This is a genomic window from Ruminococcus sp. AM42-11, from assembly GCF_003480145.1.
Taxonomy (GTDB): Bacteria; Bacillota; Clostridia; order Lachnospirales; family Lachnospiraceae; genus Blautia_A; species Blautia_A faecis.
The window spans coordinates 63,581-79,129 of sequence record NZ_QUIO01000001.1; the positions used below are offsets into that span (position 1 = coordinate 63,581).

Below are 15,549 nucleotides of genomic sequence, written 5' to 3' on the forward strand. Positions count from 1 at the left end.
TCCCTAAAAACAACCGACCGGGCATGCCCCGGTCGATGTATTATTCTTTCAGCAATTTTTCAACAGCCTTTTTGAAATCATATAATTTATCAATATACACATGAACAATTGTCCCGCAATGTTCTTTCACAATCACTCCATCATAGTCGTGTGCAAGCTGATTTCTTACTTTCAGCATATCCATCCACTCATCACCAGTAATCAGATTCGCCTGAAATGATTCTCTGAGAACTTCTCTTGGTGAGCCAGTGACAAATCCAGTTATTGCATAATACTGTACCAGAATATCTTTCATAACCTTCCACGCCAAGTCAAATGTAATACTGAATTTAGCACTGGTTCCACTAAGTACAAAAGAATCTGACAAATCACGCTGTTTCGCCTCCGCCAGAGAGTCCAGTGAATTTCTAAACGACTCAAATCTTCTTATAAATTTCTCGTCCATATTGTTTTATATCCTCCAACAACAGCTGATTCTGACAAGTATCAAGATCAACCAGATCAATTGTGTACAATGTTGGAATCTCTTCTAAATTCTCCTGCAAATCAAGAATTTCGTGTGAAGCGACTCCAGACACTGCAATATCAATATCGCTCCGCTCTGTCGCAGTTCCCTTTGCCCGGGATCCATACAGAATTATCTTCTGTGCCCCATACAATCTGCACCGTTGTATAATTTCTGTCATGACCTCATCAACGCGCATAGTTTCCCCCATTTCACTCATAAAACTAATTTCATTATAGGTTAAATCCCACGCAACGTCAATTTGCAAAATCTATCTAATTTATTGCCATCAACATCCAGTATCAAATTATCTCTATCATTTTTTCCATTTTCTCACTCATTTCCTGACTGCTATCACTGATATTTTTTCAAGTTTTTAAAATGTATTTAAAAAACGTTTGTATCTTACATTTTTTTAATTTTATGTGCTGTAGCAGATTATTTTATGCACACATAAAAAAAGAATCCGGCACAAAGCATTTTTATACACTTTGTACCGGATTTCTCTTATTTTTCTTGTACAAATTTTCTCACAAACTCTTCATACCCACAAGGCTTCCCCCAGAAATATCCCTGTGTGAATTCCGGGCACAGCTTTCGGATTTTGAGCCATTCCTGGGCACTTTCTATACCTTCGATACAAATCTTCATATCCAGATTATGAATCATGGTGCAAAACTGATTCAGAAGATAATATTCCTGCTCATCTGCAACTGCTTTCGCAGTGAAAGAACGGTCGATCTTAATGATCTCTGGTTTCAGCTCGCTGAGATAATGGAAGTTCGAGTAGCCGGTTCCAAAGTCATCCAGCGCCAGACTGATTCCCATTCGCTTCAGTTCTGTGAGAAAATGCTTCTCATTTATATTTTGTTCCAGAAGATCGCTCTCTGTCAATTCCACGATCACCGCTTCCAGCGGCAGCCCTGTCCTTTTCATTTCTGCACTGATATCCTGAATCACATCAGACTTAGAGGCCTGTACCTGGGAAATATTAATACTCATCCGGAACCCTGAAAGTATCTTCCTGATCTCACTGCATTTTCCCATAGCCTCTTTCATCATCCAGCGGCCAGCAGGAATAATCAGACCTGTTTCTTCCAGAATGGGAATAAACTCTGCCGGTGAAATCATTCCGAATTTTTCAGAGGTAAAACGCATTAAAGCTTCTGCTCCATAAGGCACTTTTTTATCTTCCGCAAATACAGGCTGGTAAAAAGCTGTAAAGCCCTGGAATCCATTGATCACAGCTTCCCGCAATTCCTGGGTGATCTCCCTTTTCCGAAGAAATTTTCTGTAGGTTTCCCCATTAAATATATAACAACGGTTTCTTCCCAGCTTCTTTGCCTCATTCAGGGCAAAATCTGTCAGCTTCAATGCTTCTGCATACTGATTTCCTTTTAATGCCGCAAATGGCACAATTCCTCCAGAAACCGTATACATGACTTTAAATTCATTGGTTTCAATAAATCTGTCTATTGCCTCTCTCACTTTATCATAAAGCTTATCCGCATCCTTCGCTTCGTCAGAAGAAACATCCAGGATCAGAAATTCATCTGCCACAAGCTTGTACACCTTCTGTCCTTCTGATATGCAGCCGGAAATACACTCCGCCGATTTCTTAAGTACAAAGTCACCGTACTCCTGTCCGAAGTTATCATTAATCTCCTTAAAATGATCAATTCCTATACGAAGCAGATATCCTGTTTCCAAAGGAGTATCCAGCTGGTTCATATACTCCCGGAAACCAGACTCTCCCAATAGTCCGCTTACATTATCTGCCTTCTGTCTCTTTCCAATTTCGTTCACACAACCAATCATGTAAAGAGGTTTCATGTTATCGTCACGGACCAGATACCCTTTGCAATGAATCCAGATCGGCTTTTTTTTCAGATCCAGCCAACGATATTCCATGCTATGGGTGCAGCGGTCTGTTTCCAGAAGATCATCAAATTCCGCTTTCAGTTTTTCATAATCCGGTGCATATACAAATTCCTTATGCTTCGAAATTACATTATGAAAACCATTTTTGGGAATACAGAAGCGTTCAAGAGCCTGATTTGCTATGTAATAAAAATCCGACCGAAAGTCAACCACATATGGGTAATTATCTGTAGTCGGACTAAGAAGATCGATCACACTGCAAAGCTCATCCACAGACATGCTCTGAAACTTTTTCTCCTGCAGGATCACCTCATCTGTGATCTCCTCTGTCGACAGCTTACTCATACGGGAGAGCAGATTGTCCAGACCTGCTGACCGTGCCACCTTCTTTCTGCGCTTCTGACGGTACAGCATGGTATCACTTCGTCTTACAATATCCTTAAAGTCAAAATCTATATCAGGCTGATAATAAGCATATCCGGCTGACATGCTGAGTGGATACTCCAGCTTGTTCGTTTCCGCTGTTTTTTTCAAAATCAGCTCCAGCGCCTTCAGCCGTTCCGGAATCATATCCTTCTCATCGCTATGATATACATATGCAAACTCATCGCCGCCAATCCGAAAACAGTTCTTTACATTCTGAAATGCCTGACTGATACACTGATAGCATAGCTTCAGCGCTTCGTCTCCCTTTTCATGCCCAAAATTGTCATTGATCACTTTCAGATTATCCAGATCAAACAGAACTACACCTGTTGTACGAAGTTTAATATCACTTTCCTCCAGATATTTCACCATGTCCTCGTAAGCGTTTCGGTTCATGGCCTCTGTGAGCATATCCATGTTGGCTATTTTCTGCAGATAGATCACCTTTTGTTTCTGGATGTATTGATCGTAATATTGGGAAACCTGGATCCAGATCAGCATAATGATAAACAGCAGGGTTCCTATGGGAAGCAAAATGGATGTCTGTTGAAATTTCCTCAAATAATAAAGGAACATTTCTGCCATTCCGAATACTATGAGCACACACATAGGATACTGGAATTTCTTGGCTTCATCGTTGCCTTCTTTTCTGGCCTCGTAAAGAATGAGGGCAACTGTGTAAACTGCATTGGCAACCATAATAACATGGGTTGCGGGAAGCAGCCGGAATATATCAATAATTCCCGTACACTGAAGCAGAACGTCAGCTGCCATATTCGCAAGATAAAGAATGGGAAAAATCAATGCACCTTTGTGGTATCTGCTTTTGCAGATATCATATAGCAGAAAATTAAAGGGTACCGGGAAAAGGAAGAATGAAAAATAATCTACAAAATACAAAGTTCTTCCATCCGGAATCAAAAACTGCAGGAATCCACATTGTGCCAGTGTCCATACTGCAATCAGCAATGAGAAAAATCCAAGGTTTAAAAAGACCTCTATCTTCGTTTCTGTCTTGTCTCTTCTTTTTCTTCGCACTGCTCCCAAATAAAGCAGCAGGCAGATGATACTTGCAAACAGAATCCCGCAGCTGAGTAACAGGGTTTTAAAGCTGTCCATTAAAATTTTCAGAACGCAATTGCCTCGTGTTCCGTATACAATGCTGACTTCATTTCCATAATAGTTGTCATATACTGGAATAATTCTGACCTCAAGACTTTTACCAGCGCTGTCTTCCGGAATATTCACAATGTGCCAGCAGCTTCCCGGTGACTTCATAAAGCTGGGAGCATCTTCTTCATTTCCGTATTCGTATATTTTTTCTCCGTCCAGCCACACTTCTGCAATGGTGTGTGTGGTTTTAAATAAGATTGATCTGGGATCATCGAAGTCTTCGGGCAGAGCAATATTCTCTGATTTGATTTCTCCATCTGTCAGTTTTTTTGTTTCAAACCTAATCGTATTATCCCAGAGCAATTTTTCCCTGGTTGTACTCTGACTGAATATCCAACCTGAAAAACCAATTGCAAACAATCCAAATACGAACAGAGTGATCCATAGTTTTTTTTCTATTTTCATAGTTTCTCCCTACTACATAAAATAGCACTGCTCACTAAGTGCACAATGATCACCTTGTGCTGCAATTCTGTGCAAAATTTACCCGCACAGAATATTACCTGTAAACAATGACTTACAACTCATCAAAAGATATACATAGACAGCATATCAAACCCATTTAGCTTTTTCAAGGTTTTGACAGATTTTGTTAAAACCTTTTTATTTGAGGGCAAAAAAATATCTGACGGGGCAATTCTGCCCTGTGCCAGATATTTTCTTCGTTTCTGTCAGCTTATGTGTCTGCCGATTCTCCGGTAATCACGCTCATATTAATGTATGCGACTTCCCTTATGCAAATTTCTCATCCAGATATTCTTTCAGGATTCCCAGATTTTCATCACTGTACAGCTGATCTGCCGCATGCTTATAATTATGAAAAAGCTTAAATTCCACCTTATCTGTCCCAACAATTCTTGTAAGCAGTGCATTCAGTCTCTCAGACTGCAGATACGGAACATCTAAATCCGCATCACCATGCCAGATTAATATATCCGGGCTGTTTTCCTTCGTAAGATTTTTCTCAATATAATATAATGGACTATAGTTGTTTTTCTCATCCTCAGTAAGAGCTTTTACATCCTTGCGCATCCAATAAGATTCCACATCCTCGTAGCCGGTATCTTTAATTGCCCCCTGAAGCCACAGGCTGGCCGCCCAGCGGACAATTTTGGGAATCCTCAGCTCCCTGTAATCATCTTCCATAGTTCCGAATTCCATACAGCCGTAATAGTCCAGAATCACCTGAACTTCACTGGAAACAGGATGGTTCTCATCTTCTCCGATAAATGGAACACTATTAAATTCCTCATCATTGGAAGCGCCACAGATCACTGATAAATACCCCCCAGCTGACTCTCCCCAGATTGCGAAACGCTCCGGATCGTATCCATATTTCTCTGCATTTGCACGAAGAAAACGGATCGCTGATTTCACATCTTCCACTCCTGCCGGAAAGGCTGCTTCCTGGGCAAGACGATAGTTAACGGATGCACATGCATATCCATGATCGCGGAAATAGCGGTACATCAGCTGCGCCTGACGGGACTGGCTGTCATTGTATACGAAGCCGCCCCCATGTACCAATATGATCAACGGCATAGGTTCTTCACTGTCCGGCACATACAGATCCAGATAATCATTTTCGGAAGTCTCAGAATATGGCAGCTTCTCATAAGCTTTTCCACCATTCCATTTGGAAGAATCATCCAATTTCACTGATGGAGAGTATACATTATGAAAAACCACACGAACAGCTTCATGATTGTAACCGAGAATACCAACTATAGCAGCAAGACAGATTCCACCTATGATAAAACCTTTTTTCTTCATTTGTTCAACCTCTTTTCCACCTTAAATCATAAGTCTTTCACTTCATTCACATGGAATTTCCACCACATAAAACCGTTCTTCATCTGCCACGGTAACCTTCACCGGTCCGTTTCCATCTGCCTGTACAACTGCCATTGCCTCACCATAATAAGTCGCCACAGTATGGTCAGTATAATTCCCTTTTACATAAGGAGCCGGGCTTCCGAGTCCCTTCAGGACACCATTTTCTACTGTTACTTTTATGTTATGTTTCTCCATTGGTTTCCAGATTCCCTTGCTATCTGTGTATTGCAGTTGAATAAATGCAAGGCCCTCCGGTTTCACGGTTTTCTCCTCTGGGCGCACCTGAAGAACCGTTTCTTTTCCTGCTGTATGTAATGAATAACGGTTGATTTCTCTTCCGTTTTCATCGTAAGAAACCGCCGTTATCTCCCCATTCTGATAGGTGATATTAAAGTTTGCACGGCATTTTTTCACTTTCTTTTTACCAGCACTTTTGCCATTGATAAACAGCTCAACCTGTGCAGCCCTTGCATAAACTTCTACCTTCGCCGGTTCTCCGTTACAGCCATCCCATGCCCAGCTTTCCAGAGCCTTTGTCAGCTGCCAGCCGGTAAGACGAAGCTTTTCTTTCTGGTAAACAGGATCAACTGCAATAAACGGACCTGTCTCTCTTTCAAAAGCAACTCGAGTATATGCAGCCTCTGCACGCGGCTTTCCATTCAGGTCAATTCGACCATTTCCACCTGTCATTCTCGTGGCTGGATCTTCAAATTTATAGTCAGAATACTCTGCTGCACCATCCCCGACTTCTCCGATATAATCCCATCCTGCCCACACAAAATCACCGATAATCCGTTTATTTTTCTTGGCAATTTCCCAGAAACTATACGCATCCTTACAGAAGGTTTCACTTCCCAGAATCAGACGGTTCGGATACTTTTTCAGGTCATGTTTGTAGCGGAAAATACCGTAATTATAACCTGCGATATCCATGTTTGCGTAGGCATCCTTCGTCCTTAAATCGCATGGATAAAGGGTGGCACCGCACTTCATAAAGTAGTCTCCGACCAGACAGGCAAGAGTATTATAGAACTCGCTTCCTACCGGCTTTTTCTTCTTTTCCGGCTTGGAAGCAGCTGTCTTTTCTGCCTTGTCATCACTGTAAACGCCAAGTCCTATGGAGCTTAAGAAATTGAAGAAAATATTGATTCCGCAGGTAACAGGACGGGTGGAATCCAGGCTGTGAAGATAGTTTGTCATATCACCGGTAAGGGCAATTCCCTTCTTCTGGGCAGTCTCTGCAACCTCATTTCCTGTGGAGTACATAATCACACTTGGATGGTTGTAATCCTTGTCAACCATGTCTTTTAAATCCTGTTTCCACCAGTCAGCAAGCTGTCCGGCATAATCATATTTAGTCTTATGAATGTACCATACATCTACATATTCATCCATCATCAGCATTCCCACACGGTCACAGGCATCCAGAAGTGCCTTAGAGCAAGGATAATGTGCAGAGCGGACTGCATTGTATCCATTTTCTTTGAGAATACGCATTTTACGTTCTTCTGCTTCCGGATACGTACATGCACCAAGCACGCCATTATCGTGATGAAAGCATGCACCGCGAAGAATCACACGCTCTCCGTTAATGGTCATTCCTACCTGAGGATTCCAGATCAATTCACGGATTCCGAAAGTTTCAGTTACTTCGTCTTCACCGAAAATTGCTTTACAGGTATAGAGATTCGGGTGCTCTGTATCCCAGAGCTTTGCGTTTGGAACATCCAGCTGGAAGATGGCCTGGTATGCTGCTTCCTGATTATTTTTTTCCGCTTCCACCTGCGCCAATTCACTCTTCTGACCATTTTTTCCAGTCTGTACTGATTCATTTGGCTGCATGTTTTTATTATCTGATGATATTATTTTGTCATTGTTTACATTTCCTATTTTTGTACTTTCACCAATTACTCTAAGTACTTTAGAGCCCTCAAACTCAATCTTCAGGGAAACCTCTCCCGGCGAAGAAGTTTTCACAACGACCTCAATTCTCGCCGGATCATAGCTTAAGGTACGGATTTTCACACCGTTTACCGGAATATGTTTTTCTTCCCCAACATACAGATAAGCCGGACGGTAAATACCGGTTCCTGAATACCAGCGGCTGTTTGGCTGGTCAGCATTGCGCGCAATGACTTTGATCTCATTCTCTTTTCCATACTGGAAAAAGCCCTCTGTATCCACATAAAAATTGGTATAACCATAAGGACGGTAAGCCGCCTTTTTCCCATTTATGTAAACTTCACCATTGTGGTAAATACCCTCAAATTCAATGAGGACTTTCTTACCTTTATACTCCTCTGGCACAAAGAAATTCTTGGTATATTCGTAATCTCCACCAATATACCATCCATATTTCCCTCGCCGGTACTCTCCTGAGTACGCGGCTCACTCAGCATTGCGTCATGTGGCAAAGTCACCGGATAAGCTTCCTCATCCCTGGTAAGACACCTGCATATCCAATCCTTGTTAAAATCAATTTTCTGCATACAGTAAACTGCTCCTTTCTGAAATCTCTGTCCTTAAACCAACTACCTTTTCGGCATTCTCGTTCTGTTGACAGTTTACTGCTTTTTCCTATCTCTGTGGAAGAATTAGCGTGAACAGTCCTTTTTTTAGCGCTAATAACAGCCCACAGAACTTTATAAATCAAGTCTGTGAGCTGTCTTCTCTACCTTCAGCTCGTTCCCATCCCACACAATATGTACCTGTCCCTCAGCAACAGGCAATGTACAATCAAAGCTGTCGAAAAACTCAGTATGCGGTTCTACCACAAATTCTTTTCCGCCGACTCCAGTAAATTTCAGCCCCATGAAATACTTCGCCAGGAAATAGATCGGGCTTGCAGCCCAGGCATGGCAGAGACTTTTTCCAAAGCGGTCGCCGTACATATCGTACTGAGTTTCTACTGGTGCCTCCGGGTCAAACTCTTCCCAGAAGGTAACTGCACCGCGGTCCAGCATACCGCCCCAGTAATTGCGAATCTTATTTAGTACAAATTCCAGATTTCCGGTCTGGCAGAGCATATCCAGTTCAAAGAAGTTGAAATACGGAGTTGTAATTGCCGGAATTGCATCATTCTTAATTACATTTGCCAGAATTTTCTCCTGCTCTTCTTGTGTTGCAATGTGAAAAAGAATTGCAAAAATATTGGCATGACGGGTCACATTTCTCTTACCGGATTCAAAGGAATCAATAAATGCGCCTTTCTCCTGATCCCAGTATAATTTACGGATCTGCCCGATCAGTTTCTCATATTTCTCCATGTATTCCGGATTTTCTTCTCCAAGAGCCGCACTCACTTTCGCCATGGTCTGCCAGCATGCTGCGAACAGCATCTGCTCTGCACAAAGGGCACCAGTCTTATCCATGTCAGCCCAGTCAATGTAGATCCAGTCATTTTCACGACCTACAAGAAATCCGTTTTCATCCAGCTGACCCTCACAGAACTCCATAAGGGAGCACATTTTCGGATAAACCTGGCGGACAAATTCCAGGTCACCATATGCCTCATAATGATAAAGCACGCCCAGGATCCAGAACAGGGAATAGTCCATGATGGTATTGATATGTCTTGTCATAGGATCATTTCCACGTAGTGCTAAAAGAGTTCTCTGGTCAATATCAGGATCTGCCAGCAGATACTGATTTACAAAAAAGCTCTGGTAGGCGTCTCCAGACCAGATCCATTTGTCACGTTTCACCCCATCCAGGAAAAAGATACCGCTGCAAAGACGGAAGGTATGCTCCGCCACCTCCCAGATTTTATTTAGTTTCTCATCATTACACTTAAAGGAAGCGCGTTTCGGGAAATCTACATACTGATAGAATGCTGTGATTTCCACATCTTCGGCTTTGCAATTCGGAATGAATGCAAAACGGACTGCACAGCATGGGCATCGATTTGTAACCGGATTCGGCTGCCAGCTGTAGTAGCAGTGCTCAAGGTCAAGAGCTTCGTCCTCAGATTCACCGCAAAAAACCTCTAAATCCTCATCTTCGCTTGTACTGTCAACACAATTACTGCGTTTACTTTTCACATAAACCGCCGCCGTCAGTTCCGTCTCAAACTCTGCCAGCACGCCACCGTTTATCTCGCTGATTTTCACCGGCTTGCACTCTTTTTCTGTATATTCCCACACAGTAGGATTCTGTCCCGGCTTGGTAAAATACTTACACACTCCAACCGGCACTAATGGCTGGGAATAATCCTCTGCCTTCCATGTTTTATCAGAATGGATCACCTCACCCTGCACATAAGCGCAAGGAAATGCCTCCACACAGCCTGCATGAATAGAGATCCGCACCTTTCCAGGTGCTACTGTAATCTTCTTTCCAAATGGATATTTCTTCTCCCCATTCTCCCTGGTTACAAGCACATGACCAATCGCATTGGAAAATACAGTAAAACTGGTCTCCTGCTCCAATTCATAAGTCCGGCGGAAAGCCACACGGTTGCGGAAGCCCTCACTCTTCCAAAATGCCGGCCATCCAAAACCTCTCTCCACACGGCTGAAATTCTGCTTCATGGCATGATATAATTCAAAATCTCCCGGATACCAGATCCAAAATGTATTTTCCATTTCCGTTTTCCTCCCGTAAATTATTGCTGTTCACAATCTTTGAACAATAACCAATTCTCATTTCTTGTAAATCTACTCATAATTTAACTATAGTATAAAATGAATTTTCCCAATAGTCCACAACATCCCACGTTTAAAAAGCTACAGATTACGCTTTCGTATCACTCAAAAAGCTTGTCTGAATATTATTCCCTTATTTGTGATATAATATTAAGGGAATTTTTCCTTATTTTATTGTTCTTTCCCTTATTTTATGGTATTATTTAAGGGAAAAAGATAGGAGGTGCGAAATGAGAATCTTTAATTACTCCTCACTCAAAGAGCAAAAATGGGATTCAGACATCCTCGGGCTCGTTGCTGCAATATATAAAGAAGCTGGTAAACAGGAATTATACCTGAAACAACGCCCCGAAGAACTTGAAAAGCTTGTAGAAATCGCTAAAGTTCAAAGCACAGAAGCATCAAATGCCATTGAAGGCATAGTCACTACAAATACACGAATCCGCCAACTCGTCGAAGAAAAGACAACCCCCAAAAATCGTGATGAGCAGGAAATAGCTGGATATCGTGACGTGTTAAATATTATACATGAAAGTTTTGATGCTATTCCGATCACCCAGAATTATATCCTGCAGCTTCACAAAATACTTTATAGTCACATGAACAATCCAATTGCCGGTCACACAAAAACTGTACAAAACTACATTAGTGCCACATACCCAGACGGTCATGTTGAAACATTGTTTACACCACTTTCCCCATATGAGACACCAGAAGCTCTGGATAAAATCTGTGAAGAGTATAACCGGATAATCGGAAATATGGAAGTAGAACCACTAATCGCAATTCCAGTCTTTATCCATGACTTCCTTTGTATCCATCCCTTCAACGATGGAAATGGAAGAATGAGCAGATTGCTGACCACGTTACTCTTGTATCGAAATGGATTCTATGTTGGCAAATATATTTCTCTTGAATCTAAGATTGCCCAAAATAAAGATCTCTACTATCATGCCCTTGCAGAATCACAAACCGGATGGCATGAAGGGACGGAAAATGTCTTGCCTTTTATCAAATATATTCTTGGAACAATCCTGGCAGCATATAAAGACTTTGAAGACCGTGTAGCGCTTGTGGAAACCAAACTTTCTTCCCTTGAATGGTACGGCGTGCCAGCAAAAATAAAATCGGACGTTTTACCAAACAGGATATTCGCGAATTCTGTCCTACACTCAGTGACAGTTCCATCGAAAGTGCCTTACGCAAGCTGGTTACGGCTGGTGAATTAAAAAAAGAAGGGCGCGGAAAAAGCACGTGCTATTTCAGGTTAAATTAATCTACCACGCGCAGAACGTTCTGATTTTTATACAAACAAAGAAGGCGCAGCTTAAAAACAAACTTTTAAGTCGCACCTTTTTTGTTTACATCATTACATAAAAAATGAAAACCATATATTGCCAGAAACATGGGATTACCATAACCAGCGTCATCGATGGAACCCTTTTCAAATTCATGAATGCCGTGCATGTCAGCGCCAGTGACCACTGGTTTCATCTGAAAATATTGATTCCAATACCAGATTCGTCCACTGCTACCGATTCAAATAACAATAAAAAAAACAGCAGGAGTTCATTCTAACAAACGAACGCCTGCTGTCTTCTTGTTAAAATTAATTTCTGTAATGCTTCTACCCAACAGTTCCTACAACACAAACCCAGTTGTATTCTTCCCCTGCGCCTGAATATCCAGACAGCAATCTGCCACATGCTCCTGATTCAGGTCTAGAGAATAATTCACTTTCATGGCAATTTGCCCGTCACTTTCTTCCAATTCCAGATTCGTCGCTGAAATTCCCATTTCAAGAGTTCCGAATGGGGTGGTATAAAATGCCATATTACGCTTTCCCTGCTCGAAAACCATATGTGTATTTACCTGTCCTTTTTTTCGGACTTCCATTCCCCTGGAGGATATCTTGATATAATTTACAGTAGGATCTCCCTGCTCATCCAGCATTTCTTCATAGCGAAGATAATGACTACCGTTGCGGAAATAATACTCTCCCGGAACCACAATCTCGATTGGCTCATCACCTTCTGGTGTGTCCATCATATGTAAACCTTTTACGTGAATTAAAACTTCTTTTTCCATTGTTTTTCCATTTCTTTCTCTTTTTCAATATTTCTCAATATCAATCTTCTGCGTTTTCTCCACATCAAATGGCAGAATCGAATTGGCAAAGCCCTTGAATTTCTCTGCCAGATCGCTCACATAGAAACGATATGGGAAATCAGACTGTCCCTGTCCGGTGCTCTGCATATCCTGCTCTTTCAGAAGTCTGCCAAGCTCCAGTGCCGTCTCGTACGCCGGGTTCACCAAAGTAACCCCCTCTCCCATGATCTGTCCGATGGTAGAACGGAGCAGTGGATAATGGGTACAGCCAAGGATCAGTGTATCAATATCTTTTTCCTGTAGTTCCCTCAGATATCTGCTTGCAACTTCCACTGTCACCGGATCATGAGTCCAGCCTTCCTCTACCAACGGTACAAATAAGGGACATGGCTTTCCAATCACTGTAATCTCCGGATCGATCTTTTTCAGAACCTCCGCGTGGATTCCACTTCCAACAGTACCTTCTGTACCGATGATTCCCACCCGTTTATTTCTGGTAACCTGCGCAGCTACCTTGGCACCGGCTTCAATCACTCCAAGAATGGGAATGTCAAATTCTTCCTGAACTGCCTCCAGGGCAAACGCACTGGCTGTATTACAGGCCACCACAATCGCCTTCACCTTCTGCTCTTTCAGGAAACGGATTATCTGACGGGAATATCCTATAATAGTCTCTCTGGATTTGCTGCCATATGGAACTCTGGCAGTATCGCCGAAATACACGATTTTCTCTGCTGGAAGATTCCGCATGATCTCCCTTGCCACAGTAAGTCCGCCAATACCGGAATCAAACACACCAACAGGCGCATCTCTGTCTATTTTCATTTATCTATCTCCAAATTCATAGTCAAGCGATATTTGCAATCTGTATTTCATTTTAACACCAAAGGAGCGGCGGTGCAAGTGCTTGTACTACATCAAAGCGTTAAGTGTATCCACAATCCAGAAATGAAATCTTGGCTCTGCTTTCTGACCGTTCTCCGTCCTCGGTGCTTCCATAAAACAGAACTGGGGATAAATAGTTCCCCACCATGCAAGAAGGTTGGAAGTTTTATTAAAATTTTCACTGCATGGGCAAAGTAATACAGCTGTCAGAAGTGCTGCCGCTATATGATATTTGTTTTTTCTCAGACAAAGCATAAAAGTACCTCCCATATTTTTCTTAACAAAAGTATTCCCTGTCCCAGCCTGGAATAATCACATTCATACCCACTAGTTGCTTATTGCTTTTCATAGCCGCTCTGGAGCCTGTTTGAAAAATCATTCCCGCAATCTGCACGCCCTGGTACTTACCTGATTCGGCTAAAATTTCACTTCCAATTCCTTTCCATAAATTTTCAGTTCTGGCAATTCAGACAAAGCACCACGTTCATAAAACTCATGATAAACCTCACGAAGCGTTACTGCCTGTCCCGGGCTTCCATTTGGATTATTTTCCAGCAGCCCAAGAAGATACTCTCCCAGAGAAACGTCCTGAGGGCTTACCCAGGCTACTGCTTCAGATGCCGCAGCACAGCGAAACACATAAACATTTTCACCTATAGTCGGCTCCTGCTTCAGATACTCAAGAACCTGCTCACAACGCCCTCCATCCAACAGACTCTCTCCAAGAACCAGAATTTCCAGATGTCCCATATCCAGATATTTTTCCTGTGTCCGGCTGTATATATTTTCAATCTCACGGAAAGTTTCTCCCTGAATCGACGGAGCAGCATTCCCCTGGTCTTCCCCGTCTTTTTCCTGTCCTGTAGATTTTGGAAGATCCGGAATTCCGTAAGTCAGCAGATATTTCCCCTCTGTAATATCGGCTCCAAGTGCAAGCGGATACATGCGTTTCTCCGGTTCCACACCACCACAGCCGGCTAACAGAAACAATGCACTGACACACGCTACGGCAAGCTTCTTTTTCCACTTCTTTTTGCCTGTCATAAAAAAAATAATCTGAAGCACCAGCATTCCGGGCACAAAAATATATTTCAAATATAATGGAAAACTATTCCGGATTCCCCATCTTTCAATATCCCACACAGCTCCGGCAAAAACCAGAGTGGATATCCACAGCTTTCCAGTTCCCATATCTGCTTTTTCCACAATTAAATGACCATAATGCAGAAAACTTCCAATAGAAAATAAAAGGCTGTATAAAAGAAATCCCATCCAGAGGACATCAAATCTTGCCAATACATTCCCTGGAAGCTCCGCACCTGACAGAAGCGGCAAAATCGGGCAGCTTTCATATTTCAGGCGCCCCCATCCAAATACGGAAGGAAGCAGCAATTCCGTCAGAATAAGCAACATTCCCAAGGTAAAAACGGCAAAACTTACAGTTTTCCCTGTATCTTTACTGTTTCCTACACTGTCCAATGCAAAGGGAAGCAGCCCCAATCCGGAAAATGCACATATCACATCATATCCACTTTCCATAATTTTTCTTCCTGAGAAAGAGGAATTCCATACCATTTCCTGAAAATACTCCCATTTTCCCTGTCCCACAGCCAGGACTAACATAAGCATAACCGCTGCAAGTACCACGCCTCCTGACACTTCTCCCATTCTGCCTCGTCTCTGAATCCCCTTTTGTGTGCCCAGACTGCAAACCAGCAATGTGATCAGACATAGCCATTTTTTTCCTATACCTGTTCCCAGACTAACTGCAACAATTTCTCCCAGAAGGTTCAAAAGAAATGCGGCTCCAAAAATACAGTATATAAGAAAAAACAACGCTGTCAGCCGTCCCCACACCACACCGGCTGTTTTGCAGGGTCTGGCAAAAGCATAACGAAGACGGATGAGAAAAATCACATAAAACAGCACAGCTGCAAGGGCTGCTGCAGTCCCTGCCAGCCCGCCAAGCCCCAGAGTTTTTCTGTTTCCGAAAAGGCACAATATTAATGGTGCAATAAACGCAATCACGATCTGCCTGTAGAGCTGCCGCTGGGAGATTCGATTATTTTCTGCAAATTTCATTTATTCCTG

General features: G+C 42.4%; 12 protein-coding genes. 1 reads left to right on the forward strand and 11 read right to left on the reverse strand.

Annotated features, from left to right (window positions below):
• Window positions 1-40: 40 nt before the first annotated feature.
• From DW904_RS00275 to DW904_RS00305, 7 genes are all read right to left on the reverse strand, one after another.
• Window positions 41-445 carry an HI0074 family nucleotidyltransferase substrate-binding subunit gene (locus tag DW904_RS00275; RefSeq protein ID WP_118577587.1) on the reverse strand — a complete coding sequence of 135 codons (405 nt, stop codon included), beginning with the start codon at window positions 443-445 and terminating at the stop codon, window positions 41-43.
• On the reverse strand, window positions 417-725 hold the full coding sequence (locus DW904_RS00280) for a nucleotidyltransferase domain-containing protein (protein WP_226814871.1): 309 nt from the start codon (window positions 723-725) through the stop codon (window positions 417-419). Before DW904_RS00280 ends, DW904_RS00275 begins: the two co-directional genes overlap by 29 nt.
• A gap of 287 nt (window positions 726-1,012) precedes the next feature.
• Window positions 1,013-4,390 carry an EAL domain-containing protein gene (locus DW904_RS00285; protein WP_118577589.1) on the reverse strand — a complete coding sequence of 1,126 codons (3,378 nt, stop codon included), beginning with the start codon at window positions 4,388-4,390 and terminating at the stop codon, window positions 1,013-1,015.
• Window positions 4,391-4,717: 327 nt separating this feature from the next.
• Window positions 4,718-5,758 carry an alpha/beta hydrolase gene (locus DW904_RS00290; RefSeq protein ID WP_118577590.1) on the reverse strand — a complete coding sequence of 347 codons (1,041 nt, stop codon included), beginning with the start codon at window positions 5,756-5,758 and terminating at the stop codon, window positions 4,718-4,720.
• A gap of 42 nt (window positions 5,759-5,800) precedes the next feature.
• Complete coding sequence (locus DW904_RS00295; protein ID WP_243110221.1) at window positions 5,801-8,128, reverse strand: glycoside hydrolase family 2 TIM barrel-domain containing protein; 2,328 nt, start codon at window positions 8,126-8,128, stop codon at window positions 5,801-5,803.
• Window positions 8,053-8,310, reverse strand: coding sequence for a hypothetical protein (locus DW904_RS23345; protein ID WP_243110222.1), 258 nt, complete (start codon window positions 8,308-8,310; stop codon window positions 8,053-8,055). The genes DW904_RS00295 and DW904_RS23345 overlap by 76 nt, the downstream gene beginning before the upstream one ends.
• A gap of 153 nt (window positions 8,311-8,463) precedes the next feature.
• Window positions 8,464-10,404 carry an amylo-alpha-1,6-glucosidase gene (locus DW904_RS00305; protein ID WP_118577591.1) on the reverse strand — a complete coding sequence of 647 codons (1,941 nt, stop codon included), beginning with the start codon at window positions 10,402-10,404 and terminating at the stop codon, window positions 8,464-8,466.
• Window positions 10,405-10,694: 290 nt separating this feature from the next.
• On the opposite strand from DW904_RS00305, the gene DW904_RS00310 reads away from it, so the two are divergent.
• The gene (locus tag DW904_RS00310) at window positions 10,695-11,693 is read left to right on the forward strand and encodes a Fic family protein (RefSeq protein ID WP_347561967.1); all 999 of its coding nucleotides are present in this window, start codon (window positions 10,695-10,697) and stop codon (window positions 11,691-11,693) included.
• A gap of 412 nt (window positions 11,694-12,105) precedes the next feature.
• Here the strand turns inward: DW904_RS00310 and DW904_RS00315 are convergent, their stop codons facing one another.
• From DW904_RS00315 to DW904_RS00330, 4 genes are all read right to left on the reverse strand, one after another.
• The gene (locus DW904_RS00315; protein ID WP_118577592.1) at window positions 12,106-12,552 is read right to left on the reverse strand and encodes a DUF1934 domain-containing protein; all 447 of its coding nucleotides are present in this window, start codon (window positions 12,550-12,552) and stop codon (window positions 12,106-12,108) included.
• A 24-nt stretch (window positions 12,553-12,576) separates the two neighbouring features.
• Window positions 12,577-13,398: a glutamate racemase gene (murI, locus tag DW904_RS00320; protein WP_118577593.1), complete on the reverse strand. Its 822-nt coding sequence runs from the start codon at window positions 13,396-13,398 to the stop codon at window positions 12,577-12,579.
• Between the two features lie 87 nt (window positions 13,399-13,485).
• Entirely contained in the window at window positions 13,486-13,713 is a 228-nt protein-coding gene (locus DW904_RS00325; RefSeq protein ID WP_118577594.1) for a hypothetical protein, read from the reverse strand.
• 162 nt (window positions 13,714-13,875) lie between these two features.
• The gene (locus tag DW904_RS00330; RefSeq protein ID WP_118577595.1) at window positions 13,876-15,540 is read right to left on the reverse strand and encodes a GerAB/ArcD/ProY family transporter; all 1,665 of its coding nucleotides are present in this window, start codon (window positions 15,538-15,540) and stop codon (window positions 13,876-13,878) included.
• Window positions 15,541-15,549 lie beyond the last annotated feature (9 nt).

Excerpts from the sequence above, each read along its gene's own strand:
- DW904_RS00275 (WP_118577587.1), bottom strand. The coding sequence starts at position 445 with ATGGACGAGAAATTTATAAGAAGATTTGAGTCGTTTAGAAATTCACTG.
- DW904_RS00280 (WP_226814871.1), bottom strand. The coding sequence starts at position 725 with ATGAGTGAAATGGGGGAAACTATGCGCGTTGATGAGGTCATGACAGAA.
- DW904_RS00285 (WP_118577589.1), bottom strand. The coding sequence starts at position 4,390 with ATGAAAATAGAAAAAAAACTATGGATCACTCTGTTCGTATTTGGATTG.
- DW904_RS00290 (WP_118577590.1), bottom strand. The coding sequence starts at position 5,758 with ATGAAGAAAAAAGGTTTTATCATAGGTGGAATCTGTCTTGCTGCTATA.
- DW904_RS23345 (WP_243110222.1), bottom strand. The coding sequence starts at position 8,310 with ATGCAGAAAATTGATTTTAACAAGGATTGGATATGCAGGTGTCTTACC.
- DW904_RS00305 (WP_118577591.1), bottom strand. The coding sequence starts at position 10,404 with ATGGAAAATACATTTTGGATCTGGTATCCGGGAGATTTTGAATTATAT.
- DW904_RS00310 (WP_347561967.1), top strand. The coding sequence starts at position 10,695 with ATGAGAATCTTTAATTACTCCTCACTCAAAGAGCAAAAATGGGATTCA.
- DW904_RS00315 (WP_118577592.1), bottom strand. The coding sequence starts at position 12,552 with ATGGAAAAAGAAGTTTTAATTCACGTAAAAGGTTTACATATGATGGAC.
- murI (WP_118577593.1), bottom strand. The coding sequence starts at position 13,398 with ATGAAAATAGACAGAGATGCGCCTGTTGGTGTGTTTGATTCCGGTATT.
- DW904_RS00325 (WP_118577594.1), bottom strand. The coding sequence starts at position 13,713 with ATGCTTTGTCTGAGAAAAAACAAATATCATATAGCGGCAGCACTTCTG.
- DW904_RS00330 (WP_118577595.1), bottom strand. The coding sequence starts at position 15,540 with ATGAAATTTGCAGAAAATAATCGAATCTCCCAGCGGCAGCTCTACAGG.